The organism is Dehalococcoidia bacterium (assembly GCA_040902535.1).
In the GTDB taxonomy this organism is placed as follows: Bacteria; Chloroflexota; Dehalococcoidia; order DSTF01; family JACRBR01; genus JBBDXD01.
On sequence record JBBDXD010000018.1, the window covers coordinates 159,189 to 178,363 of the forward strand.

The 19,175-nt window shown below is 64.1% G+C and carries 17 protein-coding genes; 5 read left to right on the top strand and 12 right to left on the bottom strand.

Annotated elements, in window-relative coordinates:
* Positions 1-100: 100 nt before the first annotated feature.
* Together WEB52_08925 and WEB52_08930 are read right to left on the bottom strand one after the other, a co-directional pair.
* Entirely contained in the window at positions 101-1,003 is a 903-nt protein-coding gene (locus tag WEB52_08925; GenBank protein MEX2226556.1) for a XamI family restriction endonuclease, read from the bottom strand.
* Positions 996-2,027: a hypothetical protein gene (locus WEB52_08930; protein MEX2226557.1), complete on the bottom strand. Its 1,032-nt coding sequence runs from the start codon at positions 2,025-2,027 to the stop codon at positions 996-998. Before WEB52_08930 ends, WEB52_08925 begins: the two co-directional genes overlap by 8 nt.
* 844 nt (positions 2,028-2,871) lie before the next feature.
* On the opposite strand from WEB52_08930, the gene WEB52_08935 reads away from it, so the two are divergent.
* A complete protein-coding gene (locus WEB52_08935; protein ID MEX2226558.1) occupies positions 2,872-3,306 on the top strand; it encodes a hypothetical protein in 435 nt (144 codons plus the stop codon).
* Positions 3,307-3,358: 52 nt separating this feature from the next.
* Here WEB52_08935 and WEB52_08940 read toward each other — a convergent pair whose 3' ends face one another.
* From WEB52_08940 to WEB52_08955, 4 genes are all read right to left on the bottom strand, one after another.
* The gene (locus WEB52_08940; GenBank protein ID MEX2226559.1) at positions 3,359-5,131 is read right to left on the bottom strand and encodes a type II/IV secretion system ATPase subunit; all 1,773 of its coding nucleotides are present in this window, start codon (positions 5,129-5,131) and stop codon (positions 3,359-3,361) included.
* A gap of 9 nt (positions 5,132-5,140) precedes the next feature.
* Positions 5,141-5,866 carry an ATPase domain-containing protein gene (locus WEB52_08945; protein ID MEX2226560.1) on the bottom strand — a complete coding sequence of 242 codons (726 nt, stop codon included), beginning with the start codon at positions 5,864-5,866 and terminating at the stop codon, positions 5,141-5,143.
* Positions 5,867-6,108: 242 nt separating this feature from the next.
* Positions 6,109-6,972: an ImmA/IrrE family metallo-endopeptidase gene (locus tag WEB52_08950; protein ID MEX2226561.1), complete on the bottom strand. Its 864-nt coding sequence runs from the start codon at positions 6,970-6,972 to the stop codon at positions 6,109-6,111.
* Positions 6,972-8,759: an HD domain-containing protein gene (locus WEB52_08955; GenBank protein MEX2226562.1), complete on the bottom strand. Its 1,788-nt coding sequence runs from the start codon at positions 8,757-8,759 to the stop codon at positions 6,972-6,974. Before WEB52_08955 ends, WEB52_08950 begins: the two co-directional genes overlap by 1 nt.
* Positions 8,760-9,152: 393 nt before the next feature.
* Between WEB52_08955 and WEB52_08960 the strand changes: the two genes are divergently transcribed.
* Complete coding sequence (locus WEB52_08960) at positions 9,153-9,722, top strand: hypothetical protein (GenBank protein MEX2226563.1); 570 nt, start codon at positions 9,153-9,155, stop codon at positions 9,720-9,722.
* 522 nt (positions 9,723-10,244) lie between these two features.
* On the opposite strand, the gene WEB52_08965 is transcribed toward WEB52_08960, so the two are convergent.
* The 4 genes from WEB52_08965 to WEB52_08980 all read right to left on the bottom strand — a co-directional run bounded on the left by WEB52_08965 (position 10,245) and on the right by WEB52_08980 (position 14,656).
* Positions 10,245-11,675 (bottom strand): CoA-binding protein, encoded by a 1,431-nt coding sequence (locus tag WEB52_08965; protein MEX2226564.1) that lies wholly within the window; start codon positions 11,673-11,675, stop codon positions 10,245-10,247.
* 52 nt (positions 11,676-11,727) lie between these two features.
* Positions 11,728-12,720 carry a porphobilinogen synthase gene (gene hemB, locus WEB52_08970; protein MEX2226565.1) on the bottom strand — a complete coding sequence of 331 codons (993 nt, stop codon included), beginning with the start codon at positions 12,718-12,720 and terminating at the stop codon, positions 11,728-11,730.
* A 30-nt stretch (positions 12,721-12,750) separates the two neighbouring features.
* The gene (locus WEB52_08975; GenBank protein MEX2226566.1) at positions 12,751-13,728 is read right to left on the bottom strand and encodes a DUF4352 domain-containing protein; all 978 of its coding nucleotides are present in this window, start codon (positions 13,726-13,728) and stop codon (positions 12,751-12,753) included.
* 256 nt (positions 13,729-13,984) lie between these two features.
* On the bottom strand, positions 13,985-14,656 hold the full coding sequence (locus tag WEB52_08980; GenBank protein ID MEX2226567.1) for a flavin reductase family protein: 672 nt from the start codon (positions 14,654-14,656) through the stop codon (positions 13,985-13,987).
* A 332-nt stretch (positions 14,657-14,988) separates the two neighbouring features.
* Here WEB52_08980 and larC point away from each other — a divergent pair, with 332 nt between their 5' ends.
* Complete coding sequence (gene larC, locus WEB52_08985) at positions 14,989-16,170, top strand: nickel pincer cofactor biosynthesis protein LarC (protein MEX2226568.1); 1,182 nt, start codon at positions 14,989-14,991, stop codon at positions 16,168-16,170.
* Between the two features lie 39 nt (positions 16,171-16,209).
* Here larC and WEB52_08990 read toward each other — a convergent pair whose 3' ends face one another.
* Entirely contained in the window at positions 16,210-17,130 is a 921-nt protein-coding gene (locus WEB52_08990) for an MBL fold metallo-hydrolase (GenBank protein MEX2226569.1), read from the bottom strand.
* 220 nt (positions 17,131-17,350) lie between these two features.
* Between WEB52_08990 and WEB52_08995 the strand changes: the two genes are divergently transcribed.
* On the top strand, positions 17,351-17,728 hold the full coding sequence (locus WEB52_08995; GenBank protein MEX2226570.1) for a hypothetical protein: 378 nt from the start codon (positions 17,351-17,353) through the stop codon (positions 17,726-17,728).
* A 131-nt stretch (positions 17,729-17,859) separates the two neighbouring features.
* Positions 17,860-18,738 (top strand): transmembrane domain-containing protein, encoded by an 879-nt coding sequence (locus WEB52_09000; GenBank protein MEX2226571.1) that lies wholly within the window; start codon positions 17,860-17,862, stop codon positions 18,736-18,738.
* A 1-nt stretch (position 18,739) separates the two neighbouring features.
* Here WEB52_09000 and WEB52_09005 read toward each other — a convergent pair whose 3' ends face one another.
* Positions 18,740-19,111 (bottom strand): four-helix bundle copper-binding protein, encoded by a 372-nt coding sequence (locus tag WEB52_09005; GenBank protein ID MEX2226572.1) that lies wholly within the window; start codon positions 19,109-19,111, stop codon positions 18,740-18,742.
* Positions 19,112-19,175: the final 64 nt, after the last annotated feature.

Here is a 19,175-nt window from a genome sequence, read left to right on the forward strand (position 1 = left end):
CGCGTCACACACTGCTTACAGCTGACGGCGGGGGTGGGGGTTAGGACACTGTGGGGTCAGATCCACGACGGAACGACGTGTCAACGGAGTACTGATAGACTCACTTAGTGGATCCGACGAATGAAACCAGCGAGCCCAGATCCGCTTCCCAAAATAAATAGATGCCGTTCGTCTGCGCACTGGCGAGGTTCTCAAGGCTGAAAGCACCGGCCAGTACGGCTCCAGTGACGGCTTGATTGCCAAACTCATTTCTCCACACTGTCTCCTTGCGTCCAACTTCGGCATTCAATCGCTTGTAGCTATTGACCTCAGAATTCGACACCTTGCATTCCAGCAAGAGAAGGCGACCATCCCAGAGGCCCACCGATAGGTCTGCGCGCGTGCTTGAGACCATTGACTGACGACAGTACGTACCCGTCTCTAGATCCCGAATGGACCGGATGGCTCGGGCGGACTCCTTCTTGAATCCGATGCTGCTGAGAACGGCATCGACAGCGGCCTCCTGGCGCTTGGATGACTCGCCCCTTCTCTCTGTTGATGCCTTCTGCGCTGCGAGCAGGCCCGCAGTCCAAGCGACGGCCAGTCGCCGTTCCTCCGCTAAGGGCGCACGGGGTGGTGTCTCGAATAGCCATGGAAACCTCAGCGGATCTCGCGCGCTAACAATGACATCAACCAGATCTTGTAATCGGTCCGGCTCCCATAATCTTTTCATTCGTGCGAGAATCTTTAGATCGTCGCTACTCAGTGGTGGTCCGGCGACGTAACGCGCGGCCTCGCGAATCGACTTCTCGCCACGAAGCAGCGTGTCCTTCGAGAGGTTCCGGAGATCGTTCGAGATCGAAAGCAGCCGCTCGACTGACTCAACTGCCGTCGCGTAGTGATTACGATGGGAAGTGTTGCCCTTTTCCTGAAACCACGAAATGAAGGCGTCTATAGAGCGATCGGGTATAAGGGTGAGTTGGTCGCGCGTCCACGTTTGAGGCAGGGCGCGCCGATCAGCCATCAGTCACCCATTTGAACCGAAGCGCCTCCATCTCTCGCGGCTCAAATTTCTCGAGCCCGCCTTGATAGGTTCGACCCATCCCTGTGAACGAGGCGCGTGAGCCGTTTAGGGATCTGACCAGCAATTGCAGGCGCTCTTGAGGCAAGTCCTCTCCGGGGTAAAGCCCATGGGCGACATTTATGATTCCAAGTCGATCAGGATTCAGCGCGAAGCGAGGCGGCTGTCTGGCCATATACGACGCCACGATTGGTGGTCGACGAATGGTTCCTAGATTCCACCACGATCGCCGATGTGTGCAAAGATATCGCTGGCTGATGGGAAGGCCATCAAGAATCTCTTCCTCGCCCATGCGCAAGTACTGGTCGACTTCCGGATGCGATGCACGATCCACGTCGCGGGGAAAGACAACCAGCACTTTCCTCTCCTCGCCGTCGCGGATCTCAAAGTTAGACTGAAGAATCTCTCGTCCGTCGGAGACTACTGGCACACACCAGCGTTCGATGCCGAAGAGCTTGGCTTCCTGCCGGCTAATGACGAAGAAGCCGTTGGCGCCAGTCGCAATGCCGCGGTGCACGCGGGCGATCTCCCCCAGGGATTGGAGGCCCTCCGCATGGGGTGTACGGTCTAAGAGAGCTGGCGTCCACCGCTCTGCGTGAATGAGCGAGTCCAACGCAATGGTGCGACCTGAGCCGATTTGGGGGCCAGCCACCTTTCGCGATCCAAGCGACACGGAAACGCCACCACGATCAGAGGTCACCTCGAAACACACGATAGCACCGGTGGTTTGCGCGTCTTCGAATGGCATGGTGTGGCGATCGATCAAATGGATGGCCTGAAGTCCGAGTCCATTCGTGAGAAGGTTGCGTACCACTTTGCCGTAGGCCACATCGAGCCATTCAGAGCTCGTGATGAAACACCCGAGGTCGCAAGGCTGTGCTTGTAACGCAGTTGCGACGAAGAAATATACGTGCAGCCCGGCGAGACGCGAGGCGATGTGCCCCGTCTTGGCTGCCGCTTCGCTCAACCACGTTTGTTCTGCTGATCGATCTGATGGTGGCGCACGTATGGCGGGTTCCCAACCCACGCGGTGCGCCCGTCGATTCGAGGAATGGTGGTAGTGGTGAAGTCCGAATTGAAAACGCGTGCGCGACGAGCTCCCAACGTTTTAAGGTTCGCTCTCGTGACAAGCGTAGAAAACGGATCGAGATCAACCGCGATGACGTCAACGTTTGCGTCTCGGCGTACCACGCTACTGGCGAAGCGCCCCGAGCCGCATCCCGCGTCCACGACGCGTTGAGGCTGCGCGATCCATCACCCAGTCAACCATCGGCTCAACGATCGTCGAAGGCGTGAAAATGGCTCCTAGGGATCGCTTCTCAACGGCAGACCGCATGTCCGAGAGAATCCTTCCAAGTGGATCATCTCCGCCGCCGATCAAGTGACGGAATTGTTCGATCTGGCTTCGCGGTGTGGGCGGGCAACTGGCTGCCTCTTCGATGACAGCTGACTCTGCCGCGGATAGGCCCCCCCGAATTCCCCCGCGCCCAAATCCGCTGCAAGACGTGCGAGCACCCACTCCAGAGCTGTCACAGTCGCCATCACCTTGAGAAATAGGAATTTTGTTCTATTATAGGGCTTAGCCGTCCCTAGATCGGCATTCCTTATGTTGCTTAGGGAAAAAGGGGGCGACACGTCGGGCCTGCTGCGCTGCCCGTGAGCAGCCCAGAGCGATAAGAAGATGTGCGATGTTTCACTTACTAATCACAGAGCCGACGGGGCGTAGCCGGTCCTCTGGCGCCTGTTGTAATCCGGCCCTCCCCGGCCTGCACTCCGCGCTAACGCACGATCAGCGAAGGGGAGCAGCCACCATGATTAACCGCCTGCGCGACTTCTTCCGCAACGAGCTCATCGGCATCACGATCCCCGTCGGCGTCGTCGCCGGACTCGCGCTCTCAGAGCTGTTGCGTACTGCCTTCCTTTATATGCTCACGCCATTGCTCTCCCAGACACCGCTGGGCGATGAGGAGGAGGGGTTCAGCAACTTCGGATTCACGGACCTCGACTTCAACATCGGCGATGCAAGCATTTCGTATGGCATTCCGCTCGTCGATCTTCTTACGTTGGCGTTCGCTGCACTCATTGCCTGGTGGCTCTTCGTCCGCCCAACTGCCGCCGAACTCGCGGCAGCCGGCGACGACGACGGCATGCGCGAATGCCTCGAGTGCAAATCATCGATCGTCGCAGACGCCACCCGTTGCGCCTTCTGCACGGCGCGAGTTGTTCCCGTCAGCGCTGAGAGCTGACTGCTGACTGCTGACAGCTAACCGCTGACCGCTGATCGCGGACGGCCGACCGCTAAAACAGCCCCTGCTTCTGCGCCTTCGACAGGAGCTTGAACAACTCGTAGAAGTTGTTGACGCCGGACTCGGCGAGCTTTTGCAGCAGCGCGCCGCGGCGGTCGACTTCTTTGTAGATCTCGCGCCGGCGCTTCTCCGAGAGGCCGCGCGACGGGGCGATGCGCTGCTCCAGCAGGTAGCTGTTGTTCAGCCCGACGAACTCGAACTCGTCCTTCACCGGGTCCCAGCGGAAAATCTCGACGAACGAAAACGATCCCTGCACCGGGTCGTAGCCGATGATCTCGCTGATGCTGATCAGCCGGCGCCCCGACTTGCCGCTCGGCAGCCGCACGGCGCTCGCGATCACCACGACGTTCAGGTTATCGACGTACGTCCGCGGCACGCTGATCGGCGCGCCGGTGATGCGCTGGATCAGCTTCTCGACGGTCGCCGCGTGGAACGTCGCGCTGACGGCGTGGCCGGTCATCATCGCCTGGAATGCGATGTTGCCCTCTTCGCCGCGGATCTCGCCGATGATGATCATGTTTGGGCGCTGCCGAAGCGCCGCCTTGAGGAGCGCGAACATATCGACGCCCGTCCCCTGCGACGACGCGCCGCGCACCACTTCGCGCGTCCAGTTCGGGTGCGGCACGACGACTTCGGGCGTGTCTTCGATGCTGACGATCTTGGCGTGCGGCGGCACGAACGTCATCAGCGCGTTCATCAGCGTCGTCTTGCCAGATGCGGTCTCGCCGGACACGAAGAAGTTCAGCCCCTCCTCGACGACGAGCGACAGGTAACCGCACATCTGGTACGTCATCATCCCCGACTCGCAGATGTCGATGACGCTGAGCGGGATGCCCATGAACTTTCTGATCGTGAAGTTCGAGCCGTTCTTCGAAACGTCGCCGCCGTAGACGATGTTGATGCGCGAGCCATCGGGCAGCGTCGCATCGACGATCGGCGCCCGGAACGTCACGGGCTTCTTCATCTTCTCGGCGAGCTTCAGCACGAAGTCATCCAGCTCTTCGTGCGAGTCGAAGTTGATGCTGCTCTTCAGCCCCTTGAACACCTTGTGCTCGATATACACCGGCCCGATGCCGCTGCACGAGATGTCTTCGATCCAGTTGTCGCTGATCAGCGGCTCCAGCGGCCCCATGCCGACTTTGTCGCGGATCACCATGTAGCGCAGGCTGTTGTAGTCCGTCGCCGTCACGCGCAGCCTCGAACCGCCGCCGCCGCTCTTCGACGCGAACGGCAACTTCAAGAAGCCGCCCTCGCCCGCATCGACGTTCGGCATCGTCGATGCCAGCGCCGGCTTCTCGCCGTCGATGACGTCGCACGAGTCATCGATCGCCTTCAGCAGCACCGCCGTCTTCTCTTCGGGCGTGTGCGCCTCCGCCAGGATCTCGACGAAGTCCAGCAGCCGGAACTCCATCTGCTCCAGCAAGTCGACGATCTTGTCCGACCCCGGCTCGATCGCGACGTACCAGTTACGGTCGCCCGCCGACTCCGGGTAGATGTGGATGAACGTGTTCTTGCCGACGGGGTAGATGAGGTTCGGCTCCTTGAGGTCGCCCATCTTGCGGCTGATCTCCGGGAAGTACTCCGGCACGCCGAACTCCGCCATCGGCACGCGGTGCAGGTACGCCATCAGGTGCGGGTTCGCGTCGGCCTGCTCGCGTAGCTCCGTCGCCAGGATGCCGTGGATCGGGCACGACGCCGCGACTGCGCCCGAATGACCATCGGGCAGCGCGTCCGGTGCGACGTCGAACGGCAGTCGTGCCGGCATGCCCCGCCCCTACGCCTTCGCGCTCGATACCGGGATGATCTTCATCCCCAGCCCCGGCTCGACGTCGAAGTTGATGATGTTGCCCGTCGTCTTCTCGGCGCCGCGCACCTTCGCCACTTCGAGCACCTTCATGAGTTGATCGCGCATCTCCTCCGTCCGCAGCCGCAGGTGCGCATCGCACAGCGAGCGGATGCGCATGAACATCGCCTCTTCAAACGCGTGCGAGTGCATGGTGAAGAAGATGGTCATGTTCTGGTCGACCAGCTCCTTCACCGCCGACAAGAATTGCAGCGTGTGCGACTCCGGCACCTGCGACACGAACGACGTCAGCGAATCGATGAACACGCAGTCGTAGCGGCCGAGCAGCGTGTTCATGTGCATGAGCAGCTTGTGGAACGCCTTGTCCGCCGACTCCTCGTCCATCGCCGCCGGCACCGGGTACACGTTGAGCGCGCCGAGCAGGTAGAAGTCCGTCACGTCGAGGCTCAGGCTCGCCATCTGCCGGAACAGGCTGCGCGCCGTGTTCTCCGTCGTGTACAGCGACGCCCGGAAGCCCGCGTTCAGCGCGCCGTGTACGAGCTGCTGCGTGATCACGCTCTTGCCGGCGTTCGACGACCCCTCGATGAGGATCAGCGACCCTTCCGGGATGCCGCCGCCCATCTTCTTATCGATCTCGCTGCTTCCGGTCGAGACCGTCCGCCGCGTCCCGTCCATCACCGCATCAGTAACAGCCACCGTGGCCTCCTTGCGCGTGTCAGCTTTCAGCTATCAGCTATCAGCCGTCAGCGTTCAGCCCTCCCTCGTCCCCGGTTCCAAGTTCCAGGTTCGAGGCTCTGCGACGGGCGCGCGCGAATGCGCGGCCCCGCATCGCTGGGCCTCCGCATCTGTTGTCGGCAGCGCGCGCCGCGGGGTAAGGGGGTGGCACCTAGCGGTGGGGAAGGTAGGGAAGACTCGTAAGGCGGGCGCGCTCGAGGAGCTTAGATATTGAAGGCCATTTGCAAGCGCCGCCTCCGCGCGAGACGGAGCGTGGGCATCATCACCATGAGGATTTCTGAGACATCGGGCATTCGGACGGCATCCACGAGGTAGCGTCCCAACACCCCTTCGATGCGCACGGTTTCCTCATCCCGCGCGGCACCTGCACAGAACGCTTCCGCGGCGGCACGACTGTGCAGCACGGTGCCAGGCGCAAAGCGATTAGGGATTGACCACGCGACAAATAGCCGGATCGTCTCCGGCTTGTCTTGTCGCCTCGTCGTAGCCTTTATTACAACCGTTCCCGGGTGCTCGCGCGTTAAGGCTTTGCTTGCTACGGCCGTGGAAACCTCGAACCGTTTCCTGCATTCAAGGACTTCCTGCACCGCGCTGATGCGCGCCGTCACGCCAGGCGGCACTAGCAGCGCGGAGGCAAACAGATCGCAGAATCGCTCCTCTTGAGGACTGGGCGGAATAAGCCGGCGGGGTGGCGCCGAGGAGCGGTCATAGAAGAAGCTATGACCGATTTCGTGCGCGATTCTGTATTGCGCGCGCTGCTCATCCGTGTCTCCTTCGCATTCAGCGAGTAGAGAGTCTGGAGGTGGCGGATCGTCGTCGACGAGAATGTCGAACGACCCGTCGAGACGCGGCACGAGGAGCGCTTCATGTCCTCCCGTGCCCGCCTCTAATGGCACGTAGCTGATACGAAATCCGGCACGCTCGCACACCTGCTGGAAGTCACACGGGCCGCTCCAAGAGGCTGAACCAACCAGCGAAAACTCGCGTACTTCGAGTGCCAACTGCTCAGCCACACGATCACTTGGCACGGCTGCCAACTGCCACTGAGGCCAGCGATGTTTGTTCATCACATCAACCTCGGTTCGGCACCAAGTGACCCGTCTGAGGCGTCATCGTCCTCAGGGGCGCGGGTGAAATGTCGCCCGACGTCCTTCATCCGACTCATCACCCCCTCATATGTGTCTTCGCCGCCCCGGGCGGCGATGTCGGCGGCGCCGGCCATCAGTTCGTCTTCATACCGCCGCGGGAGGCTCAACTCTTTGAGCACCTGCCTGATCGCGAGATCAACCACCCTAGGCTTCTCGCGAGGAACGCCTTCCCATCTGATATTCAACCGCTCTGCGAGCCACGCAAGAATCACGGCTTGTTGTTCGTCCGTGACAGACCTATGCACGAAGACGCTTAAAGCCCAAAGTGCCTCATGGCTGGCATAGATCTCTCGGCCACGGTTGGCACCGCTCTTGTCCACCTGATCGAGAGGTGCCACTTGGGTGCCGTCGTCAACGAACACCGAAGCCGCCTTCAACCGCATGTCCGGCGACGGAATCCACAGTACAACCTGCCACCGGTGCTCAAGTCCGGCGAAGCGTGCTACCTCCTGCTCTAGCGTCCGTCGTGAGTCGCGGCTGCCGTGCTTGTCATAGATTTGCGCGGCCATCGCAAGACTGGAGCAGCGCCCAACGAGCTGGAACAGCTTTCTATTGAGCAGAGCGCTCGCGAGGGCACTGACTGCGGCGCCACGTCTGCCGTTAGCGCTAGGAAGATCTACCGCCAAATGCTCAAGAAGACCGTCATCGCCTCGCGTGCGGAACGAGAGTTCCAATGCGTCTCGCACCTGTTCATCGATCGCCGCCAACTCGGCGCTGTGCGACTGACGGACCTTCGCTTTGATCTCGTCGATCTCCAGGTCTCGGTCTGCTGCCTTGATGACCTTCGGGAATCGGGTAGCGGCGGCATCGGCCCAAAGCAGATCTGCCCACATCTCTAGTGCCTTACCAACCATCGCATCTGCGGCGAGCTTGGCGTGGTGCACTAGCGCGCGTTCACTGAGTTCGTAGCGGTATCGCAGGTACTTGAAGAGCTCCGAAACCACATCGGCCCGGGGGTGTCCATCACGGGCGATCTGGATCGCCATGCGCATGGGTAAGTAGGGATGGTCCTTGGGCGTTACATAGAAACCATCGATGAAGCGGTGCCCTAGTTTCGCTGGCAACCCGGTGAAGTGGTGATCGCGCGGGAGGTAATCGAGCAGGTCAGCACAGATCGTATTCCCGACTATGTCTTCCACGAACCTATAGCGCCGCGCAGGTTCGGGTAGATTCTCGCGATCCTCGATCTCCTTGGAGAGGATCAACGGTCGCAATGCAGCCTTCAGCTCCGGCGCGATCAATTCTCCGAGTTCGTCATGGTTCTCGATCTGCGCCCAGAAGTAGTCAAACCGGGCTACGTTCTTGTCGTGGGCATCCAGGATCTTGAGGTCGTCCTCGATAGAGTGTCCGAACGCGACATGACCGAGGTCATGGAGCAACGCGCCTAACCGCGCGAGTACTGTCGCTTCCGCGAGCTTTAGCGCGTAGTCTGCAGGGTCCGCCTTCCATTGTTGGAACAGGTCACGTACAGGATGTAGACCGTCTCCTTGGGAGACGACGGCATCCAGAAGGTCTTGCGCGGCACGCAACGCGCCCACCGCGTGGAGAAATCGGCTGTGAGTCGCACCCGGATATACGAGGTGAGTCGTTCCGAGTTGCCGCACCCGCCTCAACCGCTGCATCGGCGGCGAGTCAAGGAACATTCGCTCGATTTCGTTGAGGTAGATATCGCCGTGTACCGGATCCGTGATGACTTTCTTCGGCACCAGCACTCTTGGGGGCAGGCTCCACGGGGCAAGTTCCCTCTGCTCTGGCGCTAATCCCCACCTTGGCATGGCTTCCTCCACAGGTTGTTGCTCGGTGCCGCCACGATTCTACCTCAGGATCCTCGGCATCTCGGTGCCGTTTATGTCACTCCTTGAGCCGCCGAAGCCGACACGCCGTGCTTCGGATCAGCGTTCGCGAGACTATCTTCAAATCACCCATCCCCCCAGTGACACAACCCCCTTAGCCCCACCCCACCCCCGCACTACACTAGCCCCCAACCAAACCCGCATCTGCGGCCATCTGTCCCCATCTGCGGACCACCCAAACAGGCTGACCGCTGACCGCCGCAACACCCTGACTGACTGAACGACTGACTGAAGACTGAAAGACCGATGGACTCACCCGCCACCTGGGGAGGCAAACGGCCCGGCGCCGGCGCCCCGCGAGGCAACCTCAACGGCCTCAAGAACGGCCGCCGCTCGCCAAGGCTCCTCGCCTACCTGCGCGCCCTCGCCACCGACCCCGTCATGCAACGCTTCATCGTCGAAATGATGCGCGTCGGCGCCCGCGGCGGCGATACCTCCGCGCTCGTCAAGCACGCCCTCAAGGGCGTCCCCATCACCGACGCGAAGCACGAGTACGCCCGCAGGCGCCTCCGCAGGCTCCGCAACGCCCGCGCCCGCCGCATCGAGCGCCTCGTCATGGCGCTCCCCCACGGCACGTGGATCGTCCCCCCGCCCGCCATCGAGCGAGACGCCGACGGCGGCCCCATCGTCTTCCTCCGCGAGACCGATGGCGCGCCCTACAACCCGCTCACCAACCGCTACGAGCCCGTGACGCCGGGCGTCTCCCGCACCATCACCGCCGCCCATCGACGCGTCCAGCGCGCCCTCCACCGCCGCTACTACGAAGACCTCCTCGAGTGGTGGGAAGAGGAATACAGCGACCCCCCGCTCGCATGAACACCAGCACACTCGCCCCCACCCCCAAACAACCTCTGTGCCTCTGCGCCTCGGCGGTTCCCGTCCCCGAAAAACCCAAACAACCTCTGGGTCTCCGCGACGCTGCGGTCCCCGTCCCCGAAAAACCCAAACAACCTCTGCGTCTCTGCGACTCTGCGGCCCCCGTCCTCGAAACATCCCCCAAGAAACCTCTGCGTCTCTGCGACTCTGCGGTTCCCGTCCCCGAAATGCCCAAACACCTCTGCTTCTTTGCGACTCTGCGGTTCCCGTCCCCGAAATGCCCAAACACATCTGCTTCTCTGCGACTCTGCGGTTCCCGTCCCCGAAATGCCCAAACACTCTGTGCCTCTGTGCCTCTGTGGTTCCCGTCCCCCAAAGAGCGTGCCCCTCCGCCGCCGCGGTTGCCCTCCCCCGCGCACTCAATCAAAACGGACAATCAAGATCAGCTTCGAACACGTGCGAAGCGCGCCCGGAAAGCGCAAGCAATCAAATTTGCAGCAAGGCGAGGCGCCGGGACGACGGCTACGCGCCGTCTTCGCTGCGGGCGACATATCGCGCGAGCGCCGATGCTGCGCGGTCGACGGACGGGTACACCGCCAGCCGCGCGTCCGTCAGCAACCGCCGGCCGCCCTCGACCGCGCGCCACTTCGTCTCGTCGGGCGAATCGGCGGTGCCCAGCACGAACGCCAGCGGCTTGCCCGCTTCGCGCGCCCGTTCGCCGATCTGCACGAAGCGCTGCACTAGGTGCGCCATGCGTTCGATGGCGTCCGGGCGGCCCAACACCCAGTCTTCGCCGACGTTCGCGATCAGCACGTCGAACGCCGGGTGCGCGAGCATCATCTCCAGCACGCGCGCGCCCGACACGCCCGACCCCGCCAGGATCGACTGGTCGACGGGATTGTCCACCCAGTCTGCCAGTTGCGGCGCCTTCTCTCGAAGCACCGCGCGGATCTCGTCGGGCAGCTTCGGCACGTGCAGGCCGGCCTCCTCGCAGACATCGGCCGACTGCACGGCGCGACCGCCGCCGCCCCCGACGACGCCCGCATTGCGGCCAGCCGCTCCGCTGAGGTTCGCGAACGCCACGAGCATGTCAATCAACTCGTCGAACGTCAGCACTTCGAGCGCGCCCGCCTGCCGGATCGCCGCGCTCCACACCTGCCGCTGCCCCGCCAGCGCCGCCGTGTGCGATGCGGCGGTCCGGGATCCGGCGCCCGTGCGGCCGCCTTTCAGGATGACGACGGGCTTCGCGGCGGCGCACGCGCGCAGCGCTTCGAACAGCCGCCGGCCGTCGCGCGTGCCTTCGATATACGCGCCGACGACGCGCGTGTGCGGGTCTTCGGCAAGGTGCAGCAGCAGGTCGGCCTCGGTGATGTCGAGCGCGTTGCCATAGCTGACGACTTTGCTGAAGCGCAGGCCGCGCGCGGCGCCATGAAGCATGAGCTCGACGCTGTTATTGCCGCTCTGGCTGATGAACGCCACGTCGCCGCGCTGCTGCGGGAGGTCGGGACGGAAGGAGAGCCCGCTCGTCGAGTCGAAGACGCCCATGCAGTTCGGCCCGAGGATGCGGATGCCCGCCTGCTGCGCCGCCGCCAGCACGCGCTGTTCGAGGTCCGCCGCCGCTGCGTCGCCGGTCTCGCTGAAGCGGCCGGTGAAGAGATGCAGCGTCGTGACGTGCTTCGCGCGGGCCTGATCGATCAGTTCGAGCACGGCATCGGCGGGGATGCAGGAGATGACGAGGTCGACATCGCCGGGCACTTCGGCGAGCGACGGGTACGCGGGGAGGCCGGCGACCTCCGTCGCGCGCGGGTTGATCGGATAGATCGCACCCGCGAAGCCGGCGCCGATGATGGCCTTCACGTAATCGTGGCCGGGGCTGTCGACATTCGAAGAAGCGCCGGCGATGGCGACAGAGCGCGGCGCGAAGAGGGTGCTGGGGACGGCGCTGGTGGGCATCGTGGGTGAGGGTAGCGAGTGGGAGCGGGAAGCGGGAGCCGGAGTGCGGAGGTTACTGCTGCGCGAGCAGCCTTGCGGCGTCTTTGGCGTGGTAGGTGATGATGATGTCGGCGCCGGCGCGCTTGATCGAGGTGAGGATCTCCATCATGACGCGCGGCCCATCGATCCAGCCGTTCGCTTCGGCGGCCTTCAACATCGCGTACTCGCCGCTGACGTTGTAGGCGGCGAGCGGCGTATCGAACGCCTCGCGCGCCTGCGCAATGACGTCCAGGTACGAGAGAGCCGGCTTCACCATGACGATGTCTGCGCCCTCGTTGATGTCGTCTTCGATCTCGAGCAGCGCCTCGCGGGCATTCGGCGGGTCCATCTGGTAGCCGCGGCGGTCGCCGAACTGCGGCGTGCTGTCGGCGGCTTCGCGGAACGGGCCGTAGAAGGCAGACGCATACTTGGCGCTGTACGCCATGATCGGCGTCTGCACGTAGCCTGCCTCATCGAGTTCCTCGCGGATGACGGCGACGCGGCCATCCATCATGTCGCTCGGCGCGACCATGTCAGCGCCGGCACGCGCATGCGACACGGCCGTGCGCGCCAGCAAGTCGACAGAACGGTCGTTGTCGACGTCGCCATCGACGATGACGCCGCAGTGACCGTGGCTGGTGTATTCGCAGAGGCAGACGTCGGTGATGACGACGAGGTGCGGCGCGACGGCTTTAAACGCGCGCACGGCCTCCTGGACGATGCCGGCGTCGTGGTAGGCCTCGCTGCCCTCAGGGTCCTTCGAAGCCGGGAGCCCGAAGAGGAGCACCGCCGGGATGCGGAGCTGCTGCAGGTCGTCGGCCTCGTGGCGGACCATGTCCAGCGAGATCCGATACTGGCCGGGCATCGACGGGATCTCATCGCGGATGCCGGCGCCGTGGGTGACGAAGAGCGGATAGACGAAATCGGAGGGCGAAAGGCGCGTCTCCGCGGTGAGCCGCCGCAGTCCCTCGGACTGCCGCAACCGGCGGTGCCGGGCAAAGTCGCCTCGCGTGGTCAGATCGAGCATGACCTCATTGTAGCGCGACGGCGCAGGGGCTCATTCCAGGGCCAGGAACCGCTTGTCGCCATCGTCGAACGAGAAGAAGGGCGCGGCGATGAGGATGAGGTTCGTCTCATCGGCCGGGACTTCGAAGCAGACCGCTCCTTCGAGCGAGCCGCCGGGGAACATTTCGCCGTTGATCTCGCCGGAGTAGAAGCCGCAGCCGTGTTCGAAGTTGTCATACACAAGGTCGCGCGATCCGGTCAGCGAGAAGTCGCTGCCTGAGACGGAACGCGTCTCCTCGCCCTCACCGGCGTGCTCGGCGCGGAGGCGTATCAGCACGTAGCGGTTGCCGGCGGACGGCGGGGCGACGAAGTCGTCCTCTGCGATGACCTCGGCGGCCGCGTCGGGGTTGACGTTGAGCACCGTCAACTGGAGATCGTTGGTGATGACCGACTCGCCGATGGCGACGGCTTCGCCGCGAGACCGGCCAGGGCCGGAGGGCGCGTCATCGTCATCGTCGTCCGTGCCGGCGGTGATGGTGGCCTCGCCGAACAGTCCATCGCCGAGATCGCAGGGGTCCTCTTCGTCGGTGTCGGCCTTCCACTCGCCGTCCTCGAGCACCCAGAAGTCTGAGAACGAGCCTTCGCCTTCGGCATCATCGAACTCCGTGCCTTCGACGTCGATCTTCGCCTGGACGAAGGCACGGTCGTCCTCGAACCGCACGTCGGTGATGTCCACCGTGGCATCGCGGTCGCTCAGGTCGCCGATGAAGACCGTTGCAAACGCGAGGATGGCGCGAAAGTCGTTGCGTTCGCAGCGCGACTGGAAGTCCGAGCTGAAGTGTTCGTAGAAGCCCTCGACGTCGCCATCGAGGAACGTTTCGATGGCGTCTTCGAAGGTTCGGCGCAGGTCAGCGTCGCGGCGTTCGAGTTCGGCACGGTCGTTGACCACGACCCCGCCGTCGGAGCCACCGTCGCCGAGGCAGGCGGTGAACGTGAGCGCGAGCACAGTCGCCAAAACGACGAGACGCATGACTTCCTCCTCGAAGGAGTATCGGCAGGGCCGCGGGAAGCCGCCATTCGGCCCGGGAACCGGGGCAATCTGCGAGGGGCATTAATCGGCGCTAATGGTGCGTTAACAGGGCGAGCCTATGCTGCGTCCATCGGCGTGGGGGCGGACACAAAAACCCCAGCCGGTGCACCAGGATCAGCGTATCGGCTGATCGGAGAAGCCGGGCGGTCGCGGGGACGTCCGGCTTCTCTCATTGATGCCTGGACGGGGCGCGCGATCAACCGCGTTCCTTGCGCTCGGCATCGTGTTCCGCCTGCTCGCGCCGCTGCTCCACGTCTTCTTCATCGCCGAGCGTCGCGACGCCTTCTTCGACGTCGCGTTTAATGTCGGCGGACTCGGGGATGCGCGCTTCCAGGCGCTCGCCGAGGGTCGCGTAGAAGTTCATGCCGAGATAGTGAAGCGGCCGTTCTTCGGGATCGCCCAGGAGCCACGTCTCGCCGAACGCGTCCTTCTCCGCCTGCGCAGCAACGACTTTGCCGACGAACAGCGTGTGGTCGCCAATGGTGAACGCGTCGTGGACGCCGCACTCGATCCAGCCGACGCAACCTTCGAGGAGCGGTGCATCGATCTTGCGCGCGGCGAAGGCCGGCAGGCGCGTGAGTTCCATCTTGTTGAGTTCCACACCGCTGACGCTGCCGACGTACTGGACGTGATGGAGGAGTTGGCGCGTGGGAACATTGAGCGCGAATTCTTCGCTGAACTTGATCATGTCGTGCGTGTGCCGGGCAGGGTGCACGGCAATCCCGATCAGCGGCGGGTCGATGCTCAGCGGCGACACGAAGACGGCCGGCATGATGTTCGGATTGCCTCGCCAGGACGTGGTTACCAGGACGACGGGGCCGCCGCTGAGTAACCGCCGTGCTTCTCGCTCGTCGATTTGATGTCGCATCGGCCCATCGTACACCGCGGCGGGGAGTCAACGGCGCGTAAAGCGCGTCGGCGGGCGGGTCGAATGCGTGTGCTGCTGTGCCGCGCGGGCTGAAAGCCCGCGCTCGATTAACCGCGGTGGGAACCCGCGGCGGAAGGGTCGGTTGGCAGGGAAAAGCGGAGCCGCCGGAGGCGCGCCCGATCCGACCGCGCGCCGATGGCGCTGCGTTTCCCCGGTCGATGCGTGTGCTGCTATGCCGCGCGGGCTGAAAGCCCGCGCTCGAATCCGATCGCGTCAAGCTTGGGCGCGGACGATCTCATCGCGCGCGGTACGCTTGGGGCGCGGAGGCTGACTTGACTCGTGCCGGCTATCTCGATTGCTTCTCCGGCATCAGCGGCGACATGCTCCTCGGGGCGTTGCTCGACGCGGGCGTGCCGCTCGCGGAGCTAGACGCCGAGCTGGCGAGGCTCAACGTCGCCGGGTGGAGTCTGCGTGCCGAGCGCGTGACGCGCGCCGGGATCGCCGCCACACGGGCGCACGTCGACCTGGTGGAGTCGCCACAGCCCCACCGCCGGCTGCCGGACGTGCTCGCCCTTTTCGACGCGTCGTCGTTGCACGCGGACGATCGCGAGCGGGCGTCGAAGGTCTTCCGCCGCCTTGCGGACGCCGAAGCGCGCGTACACGGCATTGCGCCGGAAGAGGTCGATTTTCACGAAGTCGGTGCGCTCGATTCGATCGTCGATATCGTCGGCGGCGCGATCGGGCTCCGGCTGCTCGGCATCGACGCGCTGTACTGCTCGGCATTGCCGGCGGGCGGAGGCACGGTACGCGCGGCGCACGGCGTGTTGCCGGTGCCGGCGCCGGCAACACTCGAGTTGATCGCAATGGCAAAGGCGCCGGTCGCTGCGTCGAGCGGCGACCGGCCGATGGAGCTTGTGACGCCGACCGGTGCGGCGCTCGTGACGGAGCTTGCGACGTTCGAACGGCCGGCGATGCGGGTCGACGGCGTCGGCTACGGCGCAGGCGGGCGCGATCCGGAGGGCTGGCCGAACGTGCTCCGGCTCTGGGTCGGCGAGGTCGTCGAGGCGCCGTCCGGCGGCACGTTGCTGTTCGAAACGAACATCGACGACATGAACCCCGAGATTCTGGGCTACGTGCAGGAGAAGCTGTTCGAGGCAGGCGCCGCCGACGCATGGATCCAGCCCATACAGATGAAGAAGAACCGGCCCGGCATGTTGCTCTCGGTGATCTGTTCGGTCGAACGCGAAGATGCGATCGCGCGCATCATCCTGCGCGAGACTTCGACGCTGGGGATGCGTGTCACGCCGGTGCGGCGGCACGAGGCGCAGCGTGAGGTGCTCGAGTTCGACTCGACGCTTGGGCCGGCGGCGGTGAAGGTGAAGCGGCTGCCGGGCGAGCCACCTCGGGCCGCACCGGAGTACGAAGCGTGCCGCAGGCTCGCGGAGACGCACGCCATGCCGCTCTCGGAGGTGTATCGCATCGTCGAGCGCGAGGCGCTCGAGCGGTTGTCGTAAGCTGGAAGTTGGAGGTTAGAAGGCTGAGCGAGAACCGGTCTACTTCGCGATGATCTTCGTCTCTGCGCCCTTGCCTTCGAGCGTGACCTTGCCTTCGGACTGGAGCTTGTGCAGGTGCGCGAGCACCTGGCCCTGCGCCATGCCCATGAGCCGCTTGTCGAGCTCCGGGTAGATCGACTTCAGTAGCGACTTCACGCTGTCCTTGCCGCTTGCGAGCAGGCCGACGATCTGGTCCTCGCGCTGCTGCCGGTGGTCGATCAACTCCTGGATCTTGCGATTCGGGTCTTTGACCGCCGGGCCGTGACCGGGCGCCAGCATCTGCGCATCGAGCGACTGCATCTTGCGAAGCGAGCGGATGTATTCGGCCATGTCGCCGTGCGGCGGCGGCGAGATCGCGGCGGTACCGACGCCGAGCACGTTATCGCCGGCAAACAGCACGTTGTCATCTTCGAGGAGGATGCAGAGATGACCGGCGGTGTGGCCCGGTGCGTGCACGCATCGCAGGCGCAGCGAGCCGACGTTCAGCACGTCATTGTCGTTCACGCGGACGTCGGGCGTGGCCTTCGCGGCTTCGGCGCGCCATTTCTTCGCCTGTTCGCGCGCTTCCTTGTGTTCCTCCGGAATCTCGACATCGCCACTGCCTTCGTCGGGGTTGAGGAGGAGCGTCTCCTCGTCCTTGTGCACGACGATCTGCGCGCCCGTCGCGTCTCGCAGACGGTGGGCGCCGCTCGAGTGGTCGTAGTGGTGGTGCGTGATGATGATGTACTTGAGCTTCGCTTCGCCGAGGTTTCCGAGCACCTCCATGCGACTGTTGAACGACTCGTCGTCGCTGAATCCCGAGTCGATGATGGCGGCTGCGTTGCCGTCGCGGACGAGGAACACGTTGGGCGGGTACGGCTGCGGAAACCAGGACAGGTCGACGTGAAGGCTTGTGACGTGCGGTGTGATCTCGATCGCCAAGTATCACCCTCCGGGCGCGGCTCTGCTCGCAGCGCGACCACGGGGCGGAGACCTGTCCGCTGCGACGAGATCGTACGTTACAGGGCCATGTCGGTCGAGTCCGGTCGTTTTTTCACCCAGTTGCAACGTTACTCTGGCCGCGATGGATGGCGTCCTTATACACGGCGCGGCGTACGCTCAAGGTGATGCACCTCATTTCGGGGCGGTCAAGGAGGACGCGATGGCGACGACGAATTTCCCGGACGTGATTCCAGGCGCTGAGGTCGTGACGTCGGACGGGGCGTCGCTGGGCATGGTCGCCGACGTGGCGGATGCTTCGTTCAAGGTAGATGTCCGCATGCAGCCGGACTACTGGCTGGGCCGCGCCTACGTGATCGGGACGTCAGAGCAACGCGTCGAGATGAGCTTCACGAAATCCGACCTGAAGGCGTACAAGCTCCCTCATCCGGGCGCAACGGCCGCGGCTGATCCGGCGCAGGAAGCGCTCGCCGATAACGTGCTGCCCGAAGACGAACAGATCGCGCAGCGTCGCCGGATGGAGGAACAGCTGGCGAGGCAGCGACGCGACCTGCCGCGTGACGACGACGCCGGCGGATAGCGTCCCAGCTCACAACCGGCGCCTTCTCGGCGCAACCTGCATGAAACTGAAATCGTGGTCGGTGCAAGGTTGCCATCCGTACACGCCATCCCACGTACGCTCTCGATGAGATCGGAGTTGGGAGGACTGGTATGTTTCTCAGAAAGGATCCCCTGAAGCGGGCACGCCTGCCGGAGATCACGAGCGGGGCAAACGTGTTCACGGCCGATGACGCATCGATCGGCACCGTCGCGGAGGTCGGCGAGGTGTCGTTCAAGGTCGATGTGCCGCGCGCGCCGGACATCTGGCTGGGACGCGACTACGTCACGGACGCGACGGCGGAGCGCGTTTCGATGAGCTTCGAGCGCCGGGAGATCGACGCGTACAAGCTGGGGCAGCCCGGCCTGGATGCCGAGAAGGACACGACGCAGGAAGCGCTCGTGGATGCCGCCGTCCCGCGGGAGCAGCAGAGGGAGCAGCGCCTGCGCATGGAGCAGCAACTCGCGGAACAGCGTCAGCAATTGCCGCACACGCATCCTGAGGGCTCGCAGTACACACCGCCGGATACCGGCGGCACCGTGGGAGAACCGGTCGAAGAGGAACTGCGCAGCTACGGCGTGGACCCGATGCGTGACGCGGCACTGTCGGCGGAGCGCGGCCATGACGTCGAGGAACTCACGGACACCGGAAGCCTCGCCGACGAGGGACGCGCGTCCACGCAGCGGAGTGATCCGCCGGAGTTCCAGATGGCTGACTCACGATCCGGCGAATTCGAGTACTCGGTGCCAACACGGAGCGCCGACTACGATCCGGCGGCGAAGCGCAGGCGGATCGCAGGCGGGACGGTGGGCGCTGTGGCGGCGGTGAGCCTTGCCGGACTGGGCTTTCTGTGGATGATGCGCCGTCGCCGGAACCACACGCTCGACCGGCGCGCGAAAGATGCGGCGAGCCAAGCGGCGGGCGTCGTGAAAGACGCCGCGCGTCGCGGCTATGATGGCGCCCGTGAAGCCTTCGAGTCGGCGCGGGACTAAGTCACGCGGCCTTCGCGAGCCGGGCCATCTCCCTGCACGCCTCCGCGCAGCCGCGGCACGTCTCGGCACATGCCTGCATGATCTCGTCGCCCTCGAACCGCTCGCAGTCCTCTGCGCAGCGGTCGCAGACGGCTGCACACGCGGCGCACGTCGCTCCGTGCACGCTTGATTCGCGCAGCATGAAGTCGGCGCTCGTGCGGCAGATCTGCGCGCAGTCAAGCAGAAGGCGGATGTGGTCCTGCGATGCGTGCTCGCCACCCATGCCGAGACAGTAGTTGACTGTCTGGAGGCAGATATCGTGGCACCTCGCGCACCAGTCGATGCAATCGTCCATGGCCGTCGGCGTCTCGTCGTCGTCCGAAAACTCGTTCATCCGTATGCCTCCTTGATGTGGCGCTTCGATTGAGCCTAGATCGCGAGCGGTATCGCCCGCGTTC